Raw genomic sequence first — 16,144 nt, 5'->3', positions numbered from 1 at the left:
GTCAGGCCGTCGGCCCGGTGGTGGTGAGAGCCACCACCGGGCCGAGGACGAAGACAGCGGGTGGGCCGATGCCCTCCCGGGCGGCGACGGCGCCGATCTCGTCCAGCCGGGCGGGCACCGACCGCTGGGCGGGCAGCCCGGCGTCCTGCACGGCCAGCACGGGGGTCTCCGGGGCGCGACCGTGCTCGATCAGCACGTTCGCGATCTTGGCGATGGTGTCGACCGCCATCAGCAGCACGACGGTGCCCCGGGCTCGGGCCAGCGCCGCCCAGTCGACGAGAGAGTCGGGGTGCCCGGGCGGCAGATGCCCCGACACGACAGTGACGTCGTGCGCCACGCCCCGATGCGTCGCCGGCACGCCCGCGAGAGCCGGAGCGGCGAGCGCACTGCTCACCCCGGGCACCACAGTCACCGGCACCCCGGCCGCCGCGCAGGCCTGCACCTCCTCGTGGCCGCGCCCGAAGACGTACGGGTCACCACCCTTGAGCCGGACCACCCGGCGACCGGCGCGGGCGTGCGACACCAGGGCCTCGTTGATCGCCTCCTGGGCCATCGACGGGCCACGGGGCACCTTCGCCGCGTCGACCACCAGCACGTCGGGGCGCAGCCCCGCGAGCAACCCCTGCGGGGCGAGGCGGTCGACCACCACGACGTCCGCCGCGTCGAGCAGCGCCTTTCCGCGTACCGTGATCAGGTCGTCGGGCCCCGGCCCGCCGCCGACCACGGCGACCGAGCCGTGGTCGTGCCCGTGGTATGCGTGCCCGTGGTCGTGGTGGTCGTGCCCGTGATCGTGATGGTGGCCGACCGGGTCGTCGGGGTGGTCGTGCGGGCGTTGCGGGCGACCCACCTTGTCCGCGAAGCCGGGCATCAACACCCGGTAGGCGCAGGTGTCGCAGTTCATCCGGATGTCCCCGCCCAACGCCTCGGCGTACCGCTCCCCGACGAGGTCGGCGAGGGCGTCACAGTCGCCGATCACCTCGGCGACGCGGACGTCCAGGTCGGGGTGGGCGGCGGCGAACTCCGCCGACTGGGCGACGATCCGGTCCGGCAGCACCCCGGCGAACAGGAAGTAGGGAGCCACCACGATCCGCCGCGCGCCGAGACGGCGCAGACGCTCCAGCACGGCCGGCACCGACGGCTGCGCCAGGGAGATGAACCCCGGCTCCACGCCCGCGTAGCCGCGTCCCTCCCAGAGCAGGCGGGCGACCTTGGCGACCTCGGCGTTGGCGTCCGGGTCGGTGGACCCCCGACCGATCAACGCCACCCACGTGTCGGCCCGGCCGGCGCCGGACAGCTCCGTGTCGGCCCGGCCGGCGCCGGACAGTGCGGCGTCGATGCGCTGTTCGAGGGCTTCGTGCAGCAGCGGGTGGGGGCCGAGCGGGCGGCCGTAGCGGTAACTCAGCCCGGTGTGGCGCTGCTGCTCCCGGGCCATCGCGGCGGGGATGTCGCCCTTGCCGTGACCGGCGCCGGTGAGCACCAGCGGCAGCGCCACCAGCGCCCGGTGCCCCCGGGCGACGAGCGCGCCGACCGCGTCGGTCAGCGGCGGGCGGGACAGCTCGATGAAGCCGCCCTCGACGTCGCCGATGTCGCCGCGACCGCGGACCCGCTCGACGAGAGCGGCGAACTGCTCGACCCCGGCCGCGCTGCGCGTGCCGTGCCCGACGATGACCAATCCGGTCATGACTTCTCCTCGACGTAGAGCAGGGCGTTGAGGGCGGCGGCGGCGACCGCCGAGCCACCCTTCTCCCCCACGTTGGACACGGCGGGCAGGCCGCTGGCCCGCAGCGCCGCCTTCGACTCGGCGGCGCCCACGAAGCCGACCGGCAGGCCGACGACGAGCGCCGGTGCGGCATCCACTGTGAGCAGTTCGACGAGCGCCGTGGGCGCGCAGCCGACCACCCAGACCGCTCCGGTCCCGACCCGCTCCACTGCGATCCGGACGGCCGCCGCCGAGCGGGTGATGCCGGCCGAGCGGCCCAGCGCGGCGGCGGCCGGCTCGGCGACCGGGCAGACCAGTTCCAGGCCGGCGCGGGTGATTCCGGCGGCGACCATCGCCACGTCGGTGACCACTGGCGACCCGGCGCGCAGCGCCGCCAGCCCCGATTCCAGGGCGGCCTCGTCGCACACCAACTCGTCGACGTACGCGAGGTCGGCGCTGGCGTGCACCACCCGCTCGGTCACCGCGCGGCTCAGCGGCGGCAGGTGCGACAGGTCGACGCGCTCGCGCAGGATGCGGTACGACTCGGCCTCGATGGGGTGCACCACCCGGCTCATCGGGCTCCTTCACAACGGTCGGGCTCGACGACGCGGATCGCGTCGACCGGGCAGATCTCCAGGCACTCCAGGCAGCCGGTGCACAGGTCGGCGCGGACCGTGAGGCCACCGGCGACCGGGCGGATCGCGTGCGTGGGGCAGGTGAGCAGGCAGGCGCCGCAGCCCTGGCAGGCGTCGATCGTCACGAGCGCCATCGGTACCCCCGGGGTGTGACCATCCGGCCGGCGACCAGCCGGGTGTCGCTGCTGCCCACGACCACGACGCTGTACATGTCGACGATGGCCGGGTCGAGCGTGGCCACCGTGGCGAGGTGCACCTGTTCGCCGGGGCGGCTGGCATTGCGCACCACACCGACGGGGGTGTCCGGTGGCCGGTGCGCGGCGAGGATGCCGAGCGCCTTGCCGAGCTGCCAGTCGCGGGCCCGGCTGCGCGGGTTGTAGAAGAGCGTCACGAAGTCACCCTCGGCGGCGGCGGTCACCCGCCGCTCGATGACGTCCCACGGGGTGTGCAGGTCGGACAGGCTCACATAGGCGTGGTCGTGGCCGAGCGGTGCGCCGAGCAGCGCCCCGGCGGCCAGCGCCGCGGTCACCCCGGGCACGCCGACCACGTCGATCCGCTCGTCGGCGTACTCCAGGGCGGGGCTGGCCATCGCGTACACCCCGGCGTCGCCGGAGCCGATCAGTGCGACCGCCCGGCCGGCGGCGGCCTCGGCAACGGCGGCGCGCGCCCGCGCCTCCTCCGCGCCCAGCCCGCTGGAGAGCACCCGGGTGCCGGGGCGGAGCACGTCGCGGACCTGCTCCAGGTACTGGTCGAGGCCGACCACCACGGCGGCGCGACGTAGCTCGGCCACCGCGCGGGGGGTGCGCAGGTCGGCGGCGCCCGGCCCGAGGCCGACGACGGCGAGCCGGCCGCGTGGCGCGTGCCGGGCCACCGCGACGGTGGCCATCGCCGTCGCGGTCTTGCCCACCAGCAGCGTCGCGTCGTCGGCCCGGCCGTCCGGGCCGAGCAGGGCCGCGGCCTCCGCCACGCTCGGCGTGCCGACCGCGGCCCGGACCACCTCGCTGGGGTGCGGCACGTCGACCGCCGCCAGCCGCGCCGCCGGCCAGGTCACCAGGGGTACGCCGAGCGCGTCGGCGGTGCTGCGGATGCCCGCCTCGTCGGCCTTGATGTCGGCGGTGGCCAGGCAGCGCAGGCTCGCTGGGTCGAGGCCGGCCTCGGCCAGCACCCGGTGCAGCAGCTCCGCCACCTCGGCGGCGGGTACGCCCCGACTCGCCCCCACGCCGGCGACCAGCGACGGCGGCCGCAGCACGGCGGTCCGTTCGTCGGGTGACACGACCCGGTCGGTGACCAGCAGCCGGTACCCGGTGTCCGTCGGGTCCTCGTCAGCGGCGCGCACGTTCGGGGGCAGGGCGGGCAGCGGCCAGTCGGCGTCGGCGATCAGCCGGACCGGCTCGCCGTCCAGGATGGCCCGGGACACCGTGGCGACAGCGCCCTGCACGGGCCAGCCGAGGGTGTCCAGCCCCGGCAGGTCGACAGCGTCGGTGGCGGTGGTGATCACCGGTCGGGCGTCCAGCAGGGCGGCGACCTGCTCGGCGAGGTCGTTGCCCCCGCCGGCGTGCCCGCCGAGCAGCGCCACGGCGTGCCGGGCCGCCTCGTCGACGACCACCACCGCCGGATCGGTGCGCTTGTCGTCGAGCAGCGGCGCGACGATCCGCACCACAGCCCCGGTGGCCAGGAACGCGATGACCGCGTCACACCCGGCCCAGGCGGTCCGCAGCGCGTCGGCGACGGTCTGTCCCTCGACCAGCCGGGCGTGCGGCCAGGCGGCGGTCAGGATGTCGGCGTGCCGGCGGCCGGCGGCGGTGGCCGCCACCAGGCCGATCCGGGCGGGCGGGTTCTGGTCGGTCACTGGCCCTCCCCGGTGAGGACGACCACCGGGTTGGTGGCCGCGAGGCGGATCGACCCGCCGGGCAGGTCGGCGAGGCGGGCGGCGGAGAGCTGGCTGCCCTCGACCGTGTAGCCGGCGGCGCGCAGCAGGCCCACTGCCGGTGCGACCCGGTCCAGTGCGGCCAGGGTGAGCACCACCCGCTCGGGTTGGCGGGACACCACTGCGGTGAGGACGTCGACACCGCCACCGCCGACGAAGACCGCGTCGGGCTCGGGGAGGCCGGCCAGCGCCGCCGGCGCACGTCCGGTAACGAGCCGGACGTGTACGCCGTGAGCGGCGGCGTTGGTCTGGACGGTCGCGCCGGCGCCGGGGTCCTGTTCGACGGCGAGCACTGCCGCGCCGAGCAGCGCGCACTCGATGCCGACCGACCCGCTGCCCGCCCCGATGTCCCAGATCAGCCGACCCAGGCGGGGGCGCAGGCGGGCGACGACGAGGGCGCGCACCTCCGACTTCGTGATCATGGAGTCGCGGTGGGCGTACCGGGCCTCCGGCAGCGCCCAGCCTCCGGCTGGCGCGGCGGCGGGCTGGTTGTCCGACCGCATGCCACCGGGCGCGACCAGAGGAGCGGCGTCGGGTGCGGGGTCCGCTGCGTCGGGGGCGGGTTCGGTGGCGTCGGGGGCGGCGAGGCTGAGCAGGACGTGCGGGTCGGCCCAGGTCTCGGCGGCGGCCTGCTCGGGGGTGACCGCGCGGATCCGTTCGGCGGCGGTGCCCAGGTGCTCGGCGACCAGCAGACGGCGGGACCAGCCGACCAGGCCGGCGCCCAGTTCGGCCGCGCCGGCGCCGGGCGCGGTGAGCACCGCGACCAGTGGCAGCGCCCGACAGGCGTTCACTGCGGCTCGGGGGTCGCGCCCGTGCGCGCTGACCACCGCGGCGCCGTCCCAGGGCAGCCCGGCGCGGGCGAACGCTGTGGCCACACTGGACACCGCCGGCACCACCCGCAGCGGCAGCCCGGCCGCGCGCAGCCGCCGGACGATGCCGAACAGGCCGGGATCGCCGCTGGCCAGCACCACGGCCGACACCCCGGCGTCGACGGCCTCGGCGAGGCGGCGCAGGGCGGGAGCGAGCGGCCCGAGGGCGACGGTGTCCGCGACGGCCGGTACGGGCACCGCGGCCAGGTGCCGGGCGGCCCCGACCACCAGCCCGGCGGCGGCCAGCACCGGGGCGAGCGCGGGGTGCGGCGGTGCGCCCGCGGCGTCCAGGCCGACCACCGTCACGCCGCTCACCGGGGCCACCGGCCGGACGAGGCGACGACGTGCGCTCCGGCGAAGTCGACCATCGCCACGTCGACGGTGACCGTGGGCCCGGCGAAGCGCCGCAGCACCTGGCGGACCCGCTGGCAGAGCAGGTCGCCGGCCGGGGCGAGCAACCCGGCGGCCTCCCACAGCTCGTACGCGTGCCGCCCGGTGTTCGCCTCGGTCACGGCGGCGACCAGCGACGGGTCACCGCCGGCCTCCGCGGTCACCGCGCCGAGTAGGGAGAGGTCCACTGTGGAGCGGGTGTAGTGGGTCATCAGGATGCCGGCCGCCAGTTTGGCGAGCTTGCCGGCCATGCCGACGAAGACCACACCGGTCATGCCGTCGCCCACGGCGGCGGTCACCGCGGCCCCGGTGAAGTCGCCGACCTCGACGAAACAGACCTCGGGCAGGTCGGGCAGGAGCGCGCGGGCGGCCCGCTCGGTACGCCCGCCGGTGCAGAGCACCACTGTCGGCTCGCCCTGGGCGGCCATCACGTGCACGGCCTGCACGACGCTGGCCCGCCACGACGCGGTGGAGAAGGGACGGACGATGCCGGTGGTGCCGAGGATCGAGATGCCGCCGAGGATGCCGAGCCGACGGTTGGTGGTCTTGCGGGCCATGATCTCGCCGCGGGGCACACTGATCACCACCCGGACTCCGACCTCGCTGAGGTCGACCACCTCGGCCACCGCCTCGCCGATCATCCGGCGGGGGGTGTCGTTGATCGCTGGGCCGCCGACTGCGAGCCCGAGGCCGGGCTTGGTGACGGTGCCGACGCCGGCACCACCGGCCAGCCGCAGGCCGGGGACGTCGGTCCAGTTCACCGTGGCGGTCAGCTCGGCGCCGTGGGTGACGTCCGGGTCGTCCCCGGCGTCCTTGACCACCACCGCTTCGGCCCGGACCGGTGGGGTGCCGGTCACCTCGCAGCGTTCCACCGGGAAGCGCACCCGACGTCCGGCGGGCAGGCCGATCTCCACCTCCTGCTGGGGGGTGCCGGTGACCAGCGCGGTGACAGCGGCCTTGGCCGCCGCCGTGGCGCACGCGCCGGTGGTCCAGCCGGTGCGCAGCGCGGTGGGCCGGACCTTCGCGGTACGCGGCAGGTCCGGCTCGCGCAGCGGCGGCTCGGCGTACGTCATGGTGTGTGCCCCGGTGTGGCGGTCCCCCCGGTACGGGCGCCGGCCTGGCGACGCAGTTCGGCGCGGGCGGCCGGCTCGGCCCGGCGGAAGGTGTGGAAGTGCCCGGGGTGGTAGAGGTGCGAGCGAGTGCCCTCGGCGGCGAGGGCCGGGCCGACCAGGAAGAGGGTGTGCTTCCACAGTTTGTGCTGCTTGACCGTCGCCTCCAGCGTGCCGACGGTGCATCGCACCACCAGTTCGTCGGGCCAGGTCGCCTGGTACGCCACCACGGCAGGGGTGTTCTCCGGGTAGCCGCCGGCCAGCAGCTCGGCCTGCACCTGCCCGGAGCGGGCGGCGGACAGGAACAGCGCCATTGTGGTGCCGTGCCGGGCGAAGTCACGGACCCGCTCGCCGGGCGGCATTGGGGTCTTGCCACCTTCGAGGCGGGTGAGGATCACCGACTGGGCCACCTCGGGCACTGTCAGCTCGCGCCCGACGATCGCCGCGACGGCGGTGAACGAGGACACCCCGGGCACAATCTCGACGGCCAGGTCGAGCGCCCGGCACACGTCCAGTTGTTCCTGCACCGCGCCCCACAGGGCCGGGTCTCCGGAGTGGATCCGGGCCACGGTCAGCCCCTGCTCGGCGGCGCGCCGGTAGAGCGGCAGCACACCCTCGATGGGTAGCTGCGACGAGTCGACGATCTCCGCGCCGGGGCGGGCGTGGTCGAGCACGTCGGCGTGCACCAGGCTCGCCGCCCAGATCACGATGTCCGCCTCGGCGATGACCCGCGCGGCCCGCAGTGTCAGCAGGTCCGCGGCCCCCGGGCCGGCTCCGACGAACCACACCTTGCCGTCGCTGGTCACAGCTTTCCTCCTCGGTGCTCGCGGCGGGCCGGAACCAGCAGCGTCGACAGGTAGGGCAGGTCGTGCTCGGTGTCGCCGACCGGCCCGACGCGTTCACCGGGCAGCCCCAGGCTGCGTCCGAGCACGGCGTCGGCGAGGCGACCCTGCCGGCGCAGCTCGGCGAGCAGTTCCGGGTGCCGACGCCAGCCCTTGTAGGCGACGACGGTGCCCGGCCCGGCGAGGGCGTCGGCGAAGAGCGCCAGGCCGGCGGTGGCCGGCAGCAGGGTGAGCGGTTCGCGTCCCTCGCAGAGCGGGATGCCGCTGCGGGCCGCCAGCTCCTGCATGGCGGTGACGCCGGGCACCGTCGCCACCCGCACCGTCGGGCGCAGCGCGCGGACGCTCTGGGCCAGGTAACCGAAGGTGGAGTAGATGTTCGGGTCGCCGATGGTGGCGAACGCGACGGACCGCGCGCCCGCGTCGATCGCCTCGACCACCACCCGGGCGGCGTCGTCCCAGGCGGCCGCCCGACGCGCGGTGACCCCACCCCGGTCGTCCAGCGCGAACGGCAGCCGGCGCAGCCGCTCCGGCGTGACGTGGGAGCGCACTGTCGCCTCGGCCCGCCCGACGTCCGCGCCCGGCGGCGTCGGGCCGGCGGTCACGGTGGGCGCGACCCGGTCCGCCATCACGGGTACGAAGACCACGTCGGCCTCGCGCAGCAGCCGCACCGCCTTGACGGTGAGCAGTTCCGGGTCGCCCGGGCCGACGCCGACCCCGGTGAGCGTGGCGTCGGCGCTCATCGGCACGCCTCGACCAGTCGCCGGGCGGCGTCCGGGTGACCGGCCCAGTGGGTGTGCAGGTAGGACGCGTGCACCCGACCGGTGACGAAGCCGTGCTCGGTGTCGTTCCAGCGCCACGCCGACGCGTCGCCGTGCCCCGGGTCGGTGGTGGTGCGGTGGAACTCGTGGCCGCGAACCGGCTCGCCGGCGCGCGCCACCGGGGAGTCGGTGACGGCGAGGGCCTCCCGGTAGCCAAGGGTGAGCCGGTCGGTCATCCGGGCGGTCAGGTCCAGCCGGCCGCACATCGGTACGCCGTCGAGGGACCGCCCGAGGTAGAGCAGTCCGGCGCACTCGGCCACGATCGGCCCGTCGAAGTCGGCCAGTTCGGCGCGGAGCGCGGTGTTGTCGGCCAGCGTCTGGGCGTACGCCTCGGGGAAGCCGCCGCCGATCACCACCGCCCGGGTGCCGGCGGGCAGCGCCGCGTCACGCAGCGGGTCGACGGTGACGACGTCCGCGCCGGCCGCGGCGAGCAGTTCGGCGGTCTCCGCGTACGAGAAGGTGAAGGCCGGACCACCGGCGAGGGCGACGCGTGGTCGCTCGACGCCGGCCGGCCCGCCGACTGCGGCGACCGGGTCCCAGGCCGGGGTGGTCAGCGGCGGGGCGGTCCGGGCCAGTTCGAGCACGGCGTCGAGGTCCACAGTGGCCTCGACCAGTTCGGCGAGCGCGGTGACGATCGCGACGGATTCGGGTGCCCGCTCGGCGACCGGCACCAGTCCGAGGTGCCGGGCCGGCGCGGCCACCTCGGCGGCGCGGGTGACAGCGCCGAGCACTGGCACGTCCACCTCGGCGAGGGCGTCGCGCAGCAGCGTCTCGTGCCGGGGTGAGCCGACCCGGTTGAGGATCACCCCGCCGATCCGTACCGCCGGATCGAACGCTGCCATGCCGAGGGTGAGGGCGGCGGCCGACCGGCCCTGCGCGGTGGTGTCCAACACCAGCAGCACGGGTGCCTCGATGAGCCGGGCGACGTGCGCGGTGGAGGCGTAGTCGCGGCGGCCCACCGCACCGTCGTGCAGGCCCATGACGCCCTCGACCACGGCGATGTCGGCGGGCGTGGGGACGCTCGCGCCGTGTCGCAGCAGGGGGGCGATCCGGTCGGCCCCGACCAGGAACGGGTCGAGGTTGCGCCCGGGTCGGCCGGCGGCGAGGGCGTGGTAGCCCGGGTCGATGTAGTCGGGGCCGACCTTGTGCGGGCTGACCGTCAGGCCCCGTCGACGCAGCGCGGCGAGCAGCCCGGTGGCCACAGTCGTCTTGCCGTGGCCGCTGGCCGGGGCGGCGACCACCACCCGGGGCAGCGCCCAGTGCGCGCTCACCACTCGATGCCCTTCTGGCCCTTCTGGCCGGCGTCCATCGGGTGCTTGACCTTGGTCAGCTCGGCGACCAGGTCGGCGGCGGCGACCAGGCGCGGGTCGGCGTCCCGACCGGTGATCACGACGTGTTGGAAGCCGGGGCGGTCGGCCAGGGTGGCGACCACCTCGTCGACGTCCACCCAGCCCCACTTCATCGGGTAGGTGAACTCGTCCAGCACGTACAGCCCGTAGCGCTCGGCGGCCAGGTCACGCTGGATCTGCCGCCAACCCTCCAGGGCGTCGGCGGCGTGGTCGGCGTCGCCGCCGCGCTGGATCCAGGACCAGCCCTCGCCCATCTTGTGCCAGGCCACCGGCGCGCCCTGGCCGGTGCGCTCGTGCACCTCGCCGAGCGCCCGGAAGGCGTTCTCCTCCCCCACCCGCCACTTGGCGCTCTTGACGAACTGGAACACCCCGACCGGCAGCCCAGCGGTCCAGGCCCGCAACGCCAGCCCGAAGGCCGCCGTCGACTTCCCCTTCATCTGTCCCGTGTGGACGATCAGCAGTGGCCGGTGCCGCCGCTGCCGGGTCGTCAACCCGTCAGCGGGCACCGAACTCGGTTGTCCCTGCGGCATCAGTCCGTCCCCCGTCCCGCGGACACTCCCGCGATCTTGCGGTTTCTGTTGGTCATATGCGCTCTTGGTCCGTTATGCCGCGACAGAAAGTGCAAGATCGCGGGAGTGGGGGTGGGTGAGGGCTTCGAGGGGGGTTCTTGGGGCGTTCAGCTGGGTGGCCAGGCGCGCGGCCAGGTGCAGTCGGACCGGGCCGGATTCGCAGTCGACGACCACGCACGGAGCCCCCGTGGCGGCCAGGATGCCGGCCGCCGCTGCCGCCCGGTCCAGCGGGCGGGTGCCTGCCGTGGCTCTCCCGTCGGTGACGATGAGGACCAGTGGGCGGCGCTTCGGGTCGCGCAGGCGCTCCACCCGCAACAGGTCCGCGGCGGCGAGCAGCCCCTCGGCCAGCGGCGTACGCCCGCCGGTGGGCAGCTCGGCCAGCCGGGTCGAGGCGGCCAGCACCGACGAGGTCGCCGGCAGCAGGGTCCGGGCGCCGCCACCGCGGAACGCGATCACCGCAACCTTGTCCCGCCGCTGGTACGCGTCGGTGAGTAGGGCGAGCACCGCGTCCTTCACTGTGGTCATCCGCTGTCGGGCGCCCATCGAGCCGCTCGCGTCCACCACGAACAGCACCAGGTTGCCCTCGCGCCCCTCACGAACCGCCTCGCGCAGGTCGTCCCGGCGCAGTCGCAGCGGGCCGGCGACCCGGCCCCGGGCCGCCTGGTGGGGCGCGGCGGCGCGGATCGTGGCCGGCAGGTGCAGCGCGCCCACCCGGCCCGCCGGCACCCGGGCGCCGGTGGTGCGGCCCCGCCCGGTGCGGGCCCGCGACCGTCGGCCCGGCACCCCGTCACCCACGCCGGGCGCGGTGAGCACCCGCGCCTTCAAGCCACCCCGGGGTACGGCCACCGGCTGGGACTCCCCGCCGCCGGTCGGGTCGTCGGCACCGGTCGCCGATTGCCGGCCACCGCGCGGACGCGAGTTCTGGCCGCCGTCGCCCTGCTGGTGCTGCGGCCAGCCGCCGGTGTCGTCCGAGCCGTCGGTGCGCCCCTCGGGGCCGGCGCCGTTCCGCGCCGTCGAGTGCTCCGTCGACCCGGCTTCACCCTCGTCGACGCCGTTGCCGCCCTGCGCTCCGCCGCCACTCGGGCCGCCCCCGTTTGGGCCGCCCCCGTTTGGGCCTCCGTCACCCGCCGGGCCGCCGCCCTGCGGGCCGCCGCCGTCCGGGCCACTGTCGTCGGGGCCGGCGTCGTCCGGGTCGTCGGGGTGGGCGTCCTGGGCGCGCTGCAACGCCTCGTCGAGGCGCTTCTCGTCCAGCCCCGGGGTGTCGAACGGGTCGCGGCGGCGGCGGTGCGGCAGCGCCAGCCGGGCGGCCACCCGGACGTCGTCGATGGTGACCCGGTCCCGGCCGTGCCAGGCGGCGTGGGCGAGGGCGGTCCGGGCGGTGACGATGTCGGCCCGCATCCCGTCCACGTCGAACGCCGCACACACCTCGGCGATCTGCCGCAACGCGGCGTCCGGCAGTCGTACCCCGGGAAGTCGGCGGCGGGCGGCGGCCACCTGGCCGGCGATCTCCGCGTCGGCGTCGGCCCAGCGGGCGGCGAAGCCAACCGGGTCCGCGTCGGCGGCCAGCCGGCGGCGGACCACCTCGACCCGGATCTCCGGGTCCCGGCTGGCGCCCACCTCCACTGTGAGCCCGAACCGGTCGAGCAGCTGCGGGCGCAGCTCCCCCTCCTCCGGGTTCATCGTGCCGACCAGCAGGAACCGGGCCGCGTGGCTGACCGAGACGCCCTCCCGCTCGACGTGGCTGCGGCCCATCGCCGCCGCGTCGAGCAGCAGGTCGACGAGGTGGTCGTGCAGCAGGTTGACCTCGTCGACGTAGAGCACGCCCCGGTGCGCGGCGGCGAGCAGGCCCGGCTCGAAGGCGCGTACCCCCTCGCCGATCGCCTTCTCCAGGTCCAGCGCGCCAACCACCCGGTCCTCGGCGGCGCCCACCGGCAGCTCCACGAGGCGGGCCGGACGGGTCTCGGCGGCGGCGTCGGCGGGGTGAGGGCCGTCCGGGCAGGCCGGGTCGGGCTCGGCCGGGTCACAGCCGAAGCGGCAGCCCACCACCTGGCGCACCGGGGGTAGCAGCGCGGCGAGGGCCCGGACGGCGGTGGATTTGGCGGTGCCCTTCTCGCCCCGGACCAGCACCCCGCCGATCGCCGGGGAGACCGCGTTGAGCAGCAACGCCAGCCGCATGTCGGCCATGCCGAGCACCGCGCTGAACGGGTAGGTCGCGGTCATGCCCGGTCCTCCAGATCGCCCTCACTGGCCAGGTACGTGTCGCGCAGCCGGTCGAGGGTGGCCGGCTCCGGCTCGGCCCACAGCCCCCGGTCGGCGGCCTCCAACAGCCGCTCGGTGATGCCCCGCAACGCCCACGGGTTGGACTTCTCCAGGAACTCCCGGGTGGTGTCGTCGAAGAGGTACGCGGCGGCCAGGTGCTCGTACATCCAGTCGTCGACCACGCCGGCGGTGGCGTCGTAGCCGAACAGGTAGTCCACTGTGGCCGCCAGCTCGAACGCGCCCTTGTAGCCGTGCCGACGCATCGCGGCGATCCACTTCGGGTTGACCACCCGGGCCCGGAACACCCGCCGGGTCTCCTCGCCCAGCGTGCGGGTACGCACGTCGTGCGGCATCGCCGAGTCACCCACGTACGCCTGCGGTGACGTGTCGGTGAGATGGCGGACCATCGCCACCATCCCGCCGTGGTACTGGAAGTAATCGTCGGAGTCGACGATGTCGTGCTCGCGGGTGTCCTGGTTCTTCACCGCAACCGCGATCCGGGCGAACGAGCGCTCCATGTCGGCGCGCGCCTCCCGCCCGTCCAGGCCCCGGCCGTACGCGTAGCCGCCCCACACCGCGTACACCTCGGCCAGGTCGGCGTCGCTGCGCCAGGTACGGGCGTCGATCAGGGGCAGCAGCCCAGCGCCGTACGCGCCGGGCTTGGAGCCGAAGATCCGGGCGGTGGCCCGCCGCTCGTCGCCGTGCTCGGCGAGGTCGGCGGCGACGTGCGCGCGCAGGTAGTTCTCCTCGTCCGGCTCGTTGAGGGCGGCGACCCGCCGGACGGCGTCGTCGAGCAGCGCCACCACGTGCGGGAACGCGTCGCGGAAGAAGCCGGAGATGCGCACCGTGACGTCGACGCGGGGGCGGCCCAGCTCGGCGGTCGGCACCACCTCGATGCCGGTGACCCGCCGGGACCTGTCGTCCCAGACCGGCCGGCAGCCCAGCAGCGCGAGCACCTCGGCGATGTCGTCGCCCTGGGTCCGCATGGCGCTGGTGCCCCACACCGTCAACCCCACCGAGCGGGGGTACGCCCCGGTGTCGGCGAGGTGCCGGGCCAGCAGCGAGTCGGCGAGGGCCACCCCGACGTCCCAGGCGTTGCGGCTGGGGATGGCCTTCGGGTCGACGGAGTAGAAGTTGCGGCCGGTGGGCAGCACGTTGACCAGGCCCCGGGTGGGTGAGCCGGACGGGCCGGGCGGCACGAACCGTCCGTCGAGCGCGCCGAGGGTGTTTGTCAGCTCGTCGGTGGTGCGGTCCAGTCGGGGCACCAGCTCGGTGGCGGCGAAGTGCAGCACCGCGGCGACGTCCGGGATCGACCGACCGGTCACCTCGGCCACCACGGCGTCGACAGTGTCCACGGCCCAGCCCAGGGTCTCCATGCCGACGACCAGCCGCCGCGCGAGGGCCTCGATGAGGTCGATCGCGTCGGCGGCGGTGCCGGCCGGCCCGTCCACCACGTCGGTCAGCGCCGCGGGCAGCGCCAGTCGCTGTCCCGGCGACGCGAGCAGTTCCTGCTCGTCGAGGGAGTACGCGACGGCGAGTGCCTGTCGCAGGCCGGGCAGGGCCCGGGCGCCGCCCCAGATCTGCGGGGCGCGCAGCACCGCCAGGACCAGGTTGACCCGGGGCTCGCCGGTGGGCGCGTCGGCGAGGATGTGCAGCCCGTCGCGGATCTGGACGTCCTTGACCTCGCACAGGTACCCGTCGAGGTGCAGCACGAAGTCGTCGAAGTCGTCCGCGTCGGGCATCGCCTCGGCGTGCAGGTCGTGGTGCAGCTCGGCGGCGCGCACCAGGTCCCAGATCTGGGCCCGCACGGTGGGCACCTTGGCCGGGTCGAGGGCCTGCACTGTCGCGTACTCGTCGAGCAGTTGTTCCAGTTTGGCCAGGTCGCCGTAGGTCTCGGCGCGGGCCATCGGCGGGACCAGGTGGTCGACCACCACGGCGTGCGCTCGCCGCTTGGCCTGGGTGCCCTCGCCGGGGTCGTTGACGATGAACGGGTACACCAGCGGCAGGTCGCCGAGGACCGCGTCGGGCGCGCAGTCCGCGGCCAGGCCGAGGCCCTTGCCGGGCAGCCACTCCAGGGTGCCGTGCTTGCCCAGGTGCACGACGGCGTCCGCGCCGAAGCCACCGTCCGCGGCGGGCGCCGTCAGCCAGCGGTACGCGGCCAGGTAGTGGTGGCTGGGCGGCAGGTCCGGGTCGTGGTAGATGGCGATGGGGTTCTCCCCGAAGCCGCGGGGCGGCTGGATCAGCAGCACCACGTTGCCGAAGCGCAGCCCGGCGAGCACGATGTCGCCGCCCTCGGTGTACAGCTCGCCCGGCGGCTCACCCCAGTGCTCCCGCATCCGCTCCCGCAGCTCGGCCGGGACCTGGTCGAACCAGCGCCGATACGTCGACCCCGGTATCCGGGCCTCGGCGGCGGCCAACTGCTCCGGGGTGAGCCACTCCACGTCGTGACCACCGGCGGCGATCAGCGCGTGGATCAGCGCGTCACCGTCGCCGGGCGGTGGCGCGTCACCCAGGTCGTAGCCGGCCTCGGCCAGCGCGGCGAACAGCCGGACCGCCGAGGCCGGCGTGTCCAATCCGACGGCATTGCCGACCCTGGAGTGCTTGGTGGGGTACGAGCTGAGCACCACGGCGACCCGCTTGTCGGCGTGCGGCACGTACCGCAGCCGGGCGTGGCGCACCGCGATCCCGGCGACCCGGGCGGCCCGCTCGGGGTCGGCGGCGTAGACCGAGAGCCCGTCGGCGTCGATCTGCTTGAACGAGAACGGCACTGTGACGATCCGGCCGTCGAACTCGGGGATGGCCACCTGCATGGCGGCGTCCAGCGGGGACAGGCCGGCGTCGCTGTCGGCCCACTGCGCGCGGGTGCTGGTGAGGCAGAGCGCCTGGATGACCGGCACGTCCAGGGCGGCCAGTGCGCCGACGTCCCAGGCGTCCTCGTCGCCGCCACCGGAGGCGTCGGCGGCGACCGCACCTCCGGCCGCGAGCACAGTGACCAGCAGCGCGTCACAGCGGGCGAAGAGCCCGAGTGGGCCGGCGCCCGCGGTCAGCCCGCGCAGCGAGCCGCAGAAGATCGGCAGCGGGTTACCGCCGGCTTTGTGGACCGCGTCCGCGAGCACGTCGACGAAGTCGGTGTTGCCGGCGAGGGCGTGTGCCCGGTAGAAGACGATTCCCACTGTGGGCCGGTCCGGGTCGGCGGGGTGTTCGCCGTGCACGCCGTACGCCGGGGTGGGCGCGGGTGCGGCGAATCCCTCGCCGGTGAGCAGCACCGTGTCGGAGAGGAACCGGGCCAACTGCCCGAGGTTGTCCGGACCGCCCTCCACGAGGTACACCAGCGACTGGGTGACGACCCCGGACGGCACCGTGGAGATGGCCATCAGCTCGGCGTCGGGCAGCGCCTCGCCGCCGAGCACCACCGTCGGCACGCCGGTGGCGAGCACCGCGGCGAGGCCATCCGCCCACGCCTGCCGACCGCCGAGCAGGCGTACGACGACGAGGGCGACCCCGTCGAGCAGGGCGGGCACCTCCTCGGCGGCGACTCGGGCGGGGTTGGCCAACCGGTAGTCGGCGCCGCTGGCGCGGGCGGCCAGCAGGTCGGTGTCGGCGGTGGACAGCAGCAGGATGCGCACGGCATGCTCCGGAAAGTGACGCCCTGGACCCTCACGGGGGTGACCGGGGCGA

Annotated in this window: 11 protein-coding genes and 1 pseudogene; all 12 read right to left on the bottom strand. The window is 75.4% G+C overall.

All coding sequences use genetic code 11. The features are described 5' to 3' along the window. Position 1: 1 nt before the first annotated feature. Positions 2–1,681: a uroporphyrinogen-III C-methyltransferase gene (gene cobA / locus OG992_RS04195; protein WP_266302417.1), complete on the bottom strand. Its 1,680-nt coding sequence runs from the start codon at positions 1,679–1,681 to the stop codon at positions 2–4. Then, complete coding sequence (locus OG992_RS04190) at positions 1,678–2,274, bottom strand: precorrin-8X methylmutase (RefSeq protein WP_266302416.1); 597 nt, start codon at positions 2,272–2,274, stop codon at positions 1,678–1,680. Before OG992_RS04190 ends, cobA begins: the two co-directional genes overlap by 4 nt. Then, positions 2,271–2,468: a DUF362 domain-containing protein gene (locus OG992_RS04185; RefSeq protein WP_238686175.1), complete on the bottom strand. Its 198-nt coding sequence runs from the start codon at positions 2,466–2,468 to the stop codon at positions 2,271–2,273. Before OG992_RS04185 ends, OG992_RS04190 begins: the two co-directional genes overlap by 4 nt. Further along, positions 2,456–4,183 (bottom strand): precorrin-3B C(17)-methyltransferase, encoded by a 1,728-nt coding sequence (gene cobJ, locus OG992_RS04180; protein ID WP_266302415.1) that lies wholly within the window; start codon positions 4,181–4,183, stop codon positions 2,456–2,458. Before cobJ ends, OG992_RS04185 begins: the two co-directional genes overlap by 13 nt. Further along, positions 4,180–5,454, bottom strand: a pseudogene (gene cbiE / locus OG992_RS04175) (precorrin-6y C5,15-methyltransferase (decarboxylating) subunit CbiE); the annotation flags it as partial. The pseudogene cbiE and the gene cobJ, both read right to left, overlap by 4 nt. Then, a complete protein-coding gene (locus OG992_RS04170; RefSeq protein WP_266302413.1) occupies positions 5,442–6,593 on the bottom strand; it encodes a cobalt-precorrin-5B (C(1))-methyltransferase in 1,152 nt (383 codons plus the stop codon). The pseudogene cbiE and the gene OG992_RS04170, both read right to left, overlap by 13 nt. Further along, positions 6,590–7,435 carry a precorrin-4 C(11)-methyltransferase gene (gene cobM, locus OG992_RS04165; RefSeq protein ID WP_266302412.1) on the bottom strand — a complete coding sequence of 282 codons (846 nt, stop codon included), beginning with the start codon at positions 7,433–7,435 and terminating at the stop codon, positions 6,590–6,592. The genes OG992_RS04170 and cobM overlap by 4 nt, the downstream gene beginning before the upstream one ends. Next, the gene (gene cobI, locus OG992_RS04160) at positions 7,432–8,211 is read right to left on the bottom strand and encodes a precorrin-2 C(20)-methyltransferase (RefSeq protein WP_266302411.1); all 780 of its coding nucleotides are present in this window, start codon (positions 8,209–8,211) and stop codon (positions 7,432–7,434) included. The genes cobM and cobI overlap by 4 nt, the downstream gene beginning before the upstream one ends. Beyond that, on the bottom strand, positions 8,208–9,563 hold the full coding sequence (locus OG992_RS04155) for a cobyrinate a,c-diamide synthase (RefSeq protein ID WP_266302410.1): 1,356 nt from the start codon (positions 9,561–9,563) through the stop codon (positions 8,208–8,210). The genes cobI and OG992_RS04155 overlap by 4 nt, the downstream gene beginning before the upstream one ends. Continuing rightward, positions 9,557–10,168 carry a cob(I)yrinic acid a,c-diamide adenosyltransferase gene (gene cobO / locus OG992_RS04150; RefSeq protein WP_112673096.1) on the bottom strand — a complete coding sequence of 204 codons (612 nt, stop codon included), beginning with the start codon at positions 10,166–10,168 and terminating at the stop codon, positions 9,557–9,559. Before cobO ends, OG992_RS04155 begins: the two co-directional genes overlap by 7 nt. A 72-nt stretch (positions 10,169–10,240) precedes the next feature. After that, positions 10,241–12,427 (bottom strand): magnesium chelatase subunit D family protein, encoded by a 2,187-nt coding sequence (locus tag OG992_RS04145; protein ID WP_323181780.1) that lies wholly within the window; start codon positions 12,425–12,427, stop codon positions 10,241–10,243. Further along, positions 12,424–16,092 carry a cobaltochelatase subunit CobN gene (cobN, locus tag OG992_RS04140; protein ID WP_266302409.1) on the bottom strand — a complete coding sequence of 1,223 codons (3,669 nt, stop codon included), beginning with the start codon at positions 16,090–16,092 and terminating at the stop codon, positions 12,424–12,426. The genes OG992_RS04145 and cobN overlap by 4 nt, the downstream gene beginning before the upstream one ends. Positions 16,093–16,144 lie beyond the last annotated feature (52 nt).

It is taken from the genome of Micromonospora sp. NBC_00362, from assembly GCF_026342155.1.
GTDB lineage: Bacteria > Actinomycetota > Actinomycetes > Mycobacteriales > Micromonosporaceae > Micromonospora > Micromonospora hortensis.
This window is presented reverse-complemented; position numbering and strand designations above follow the sequence as displayed.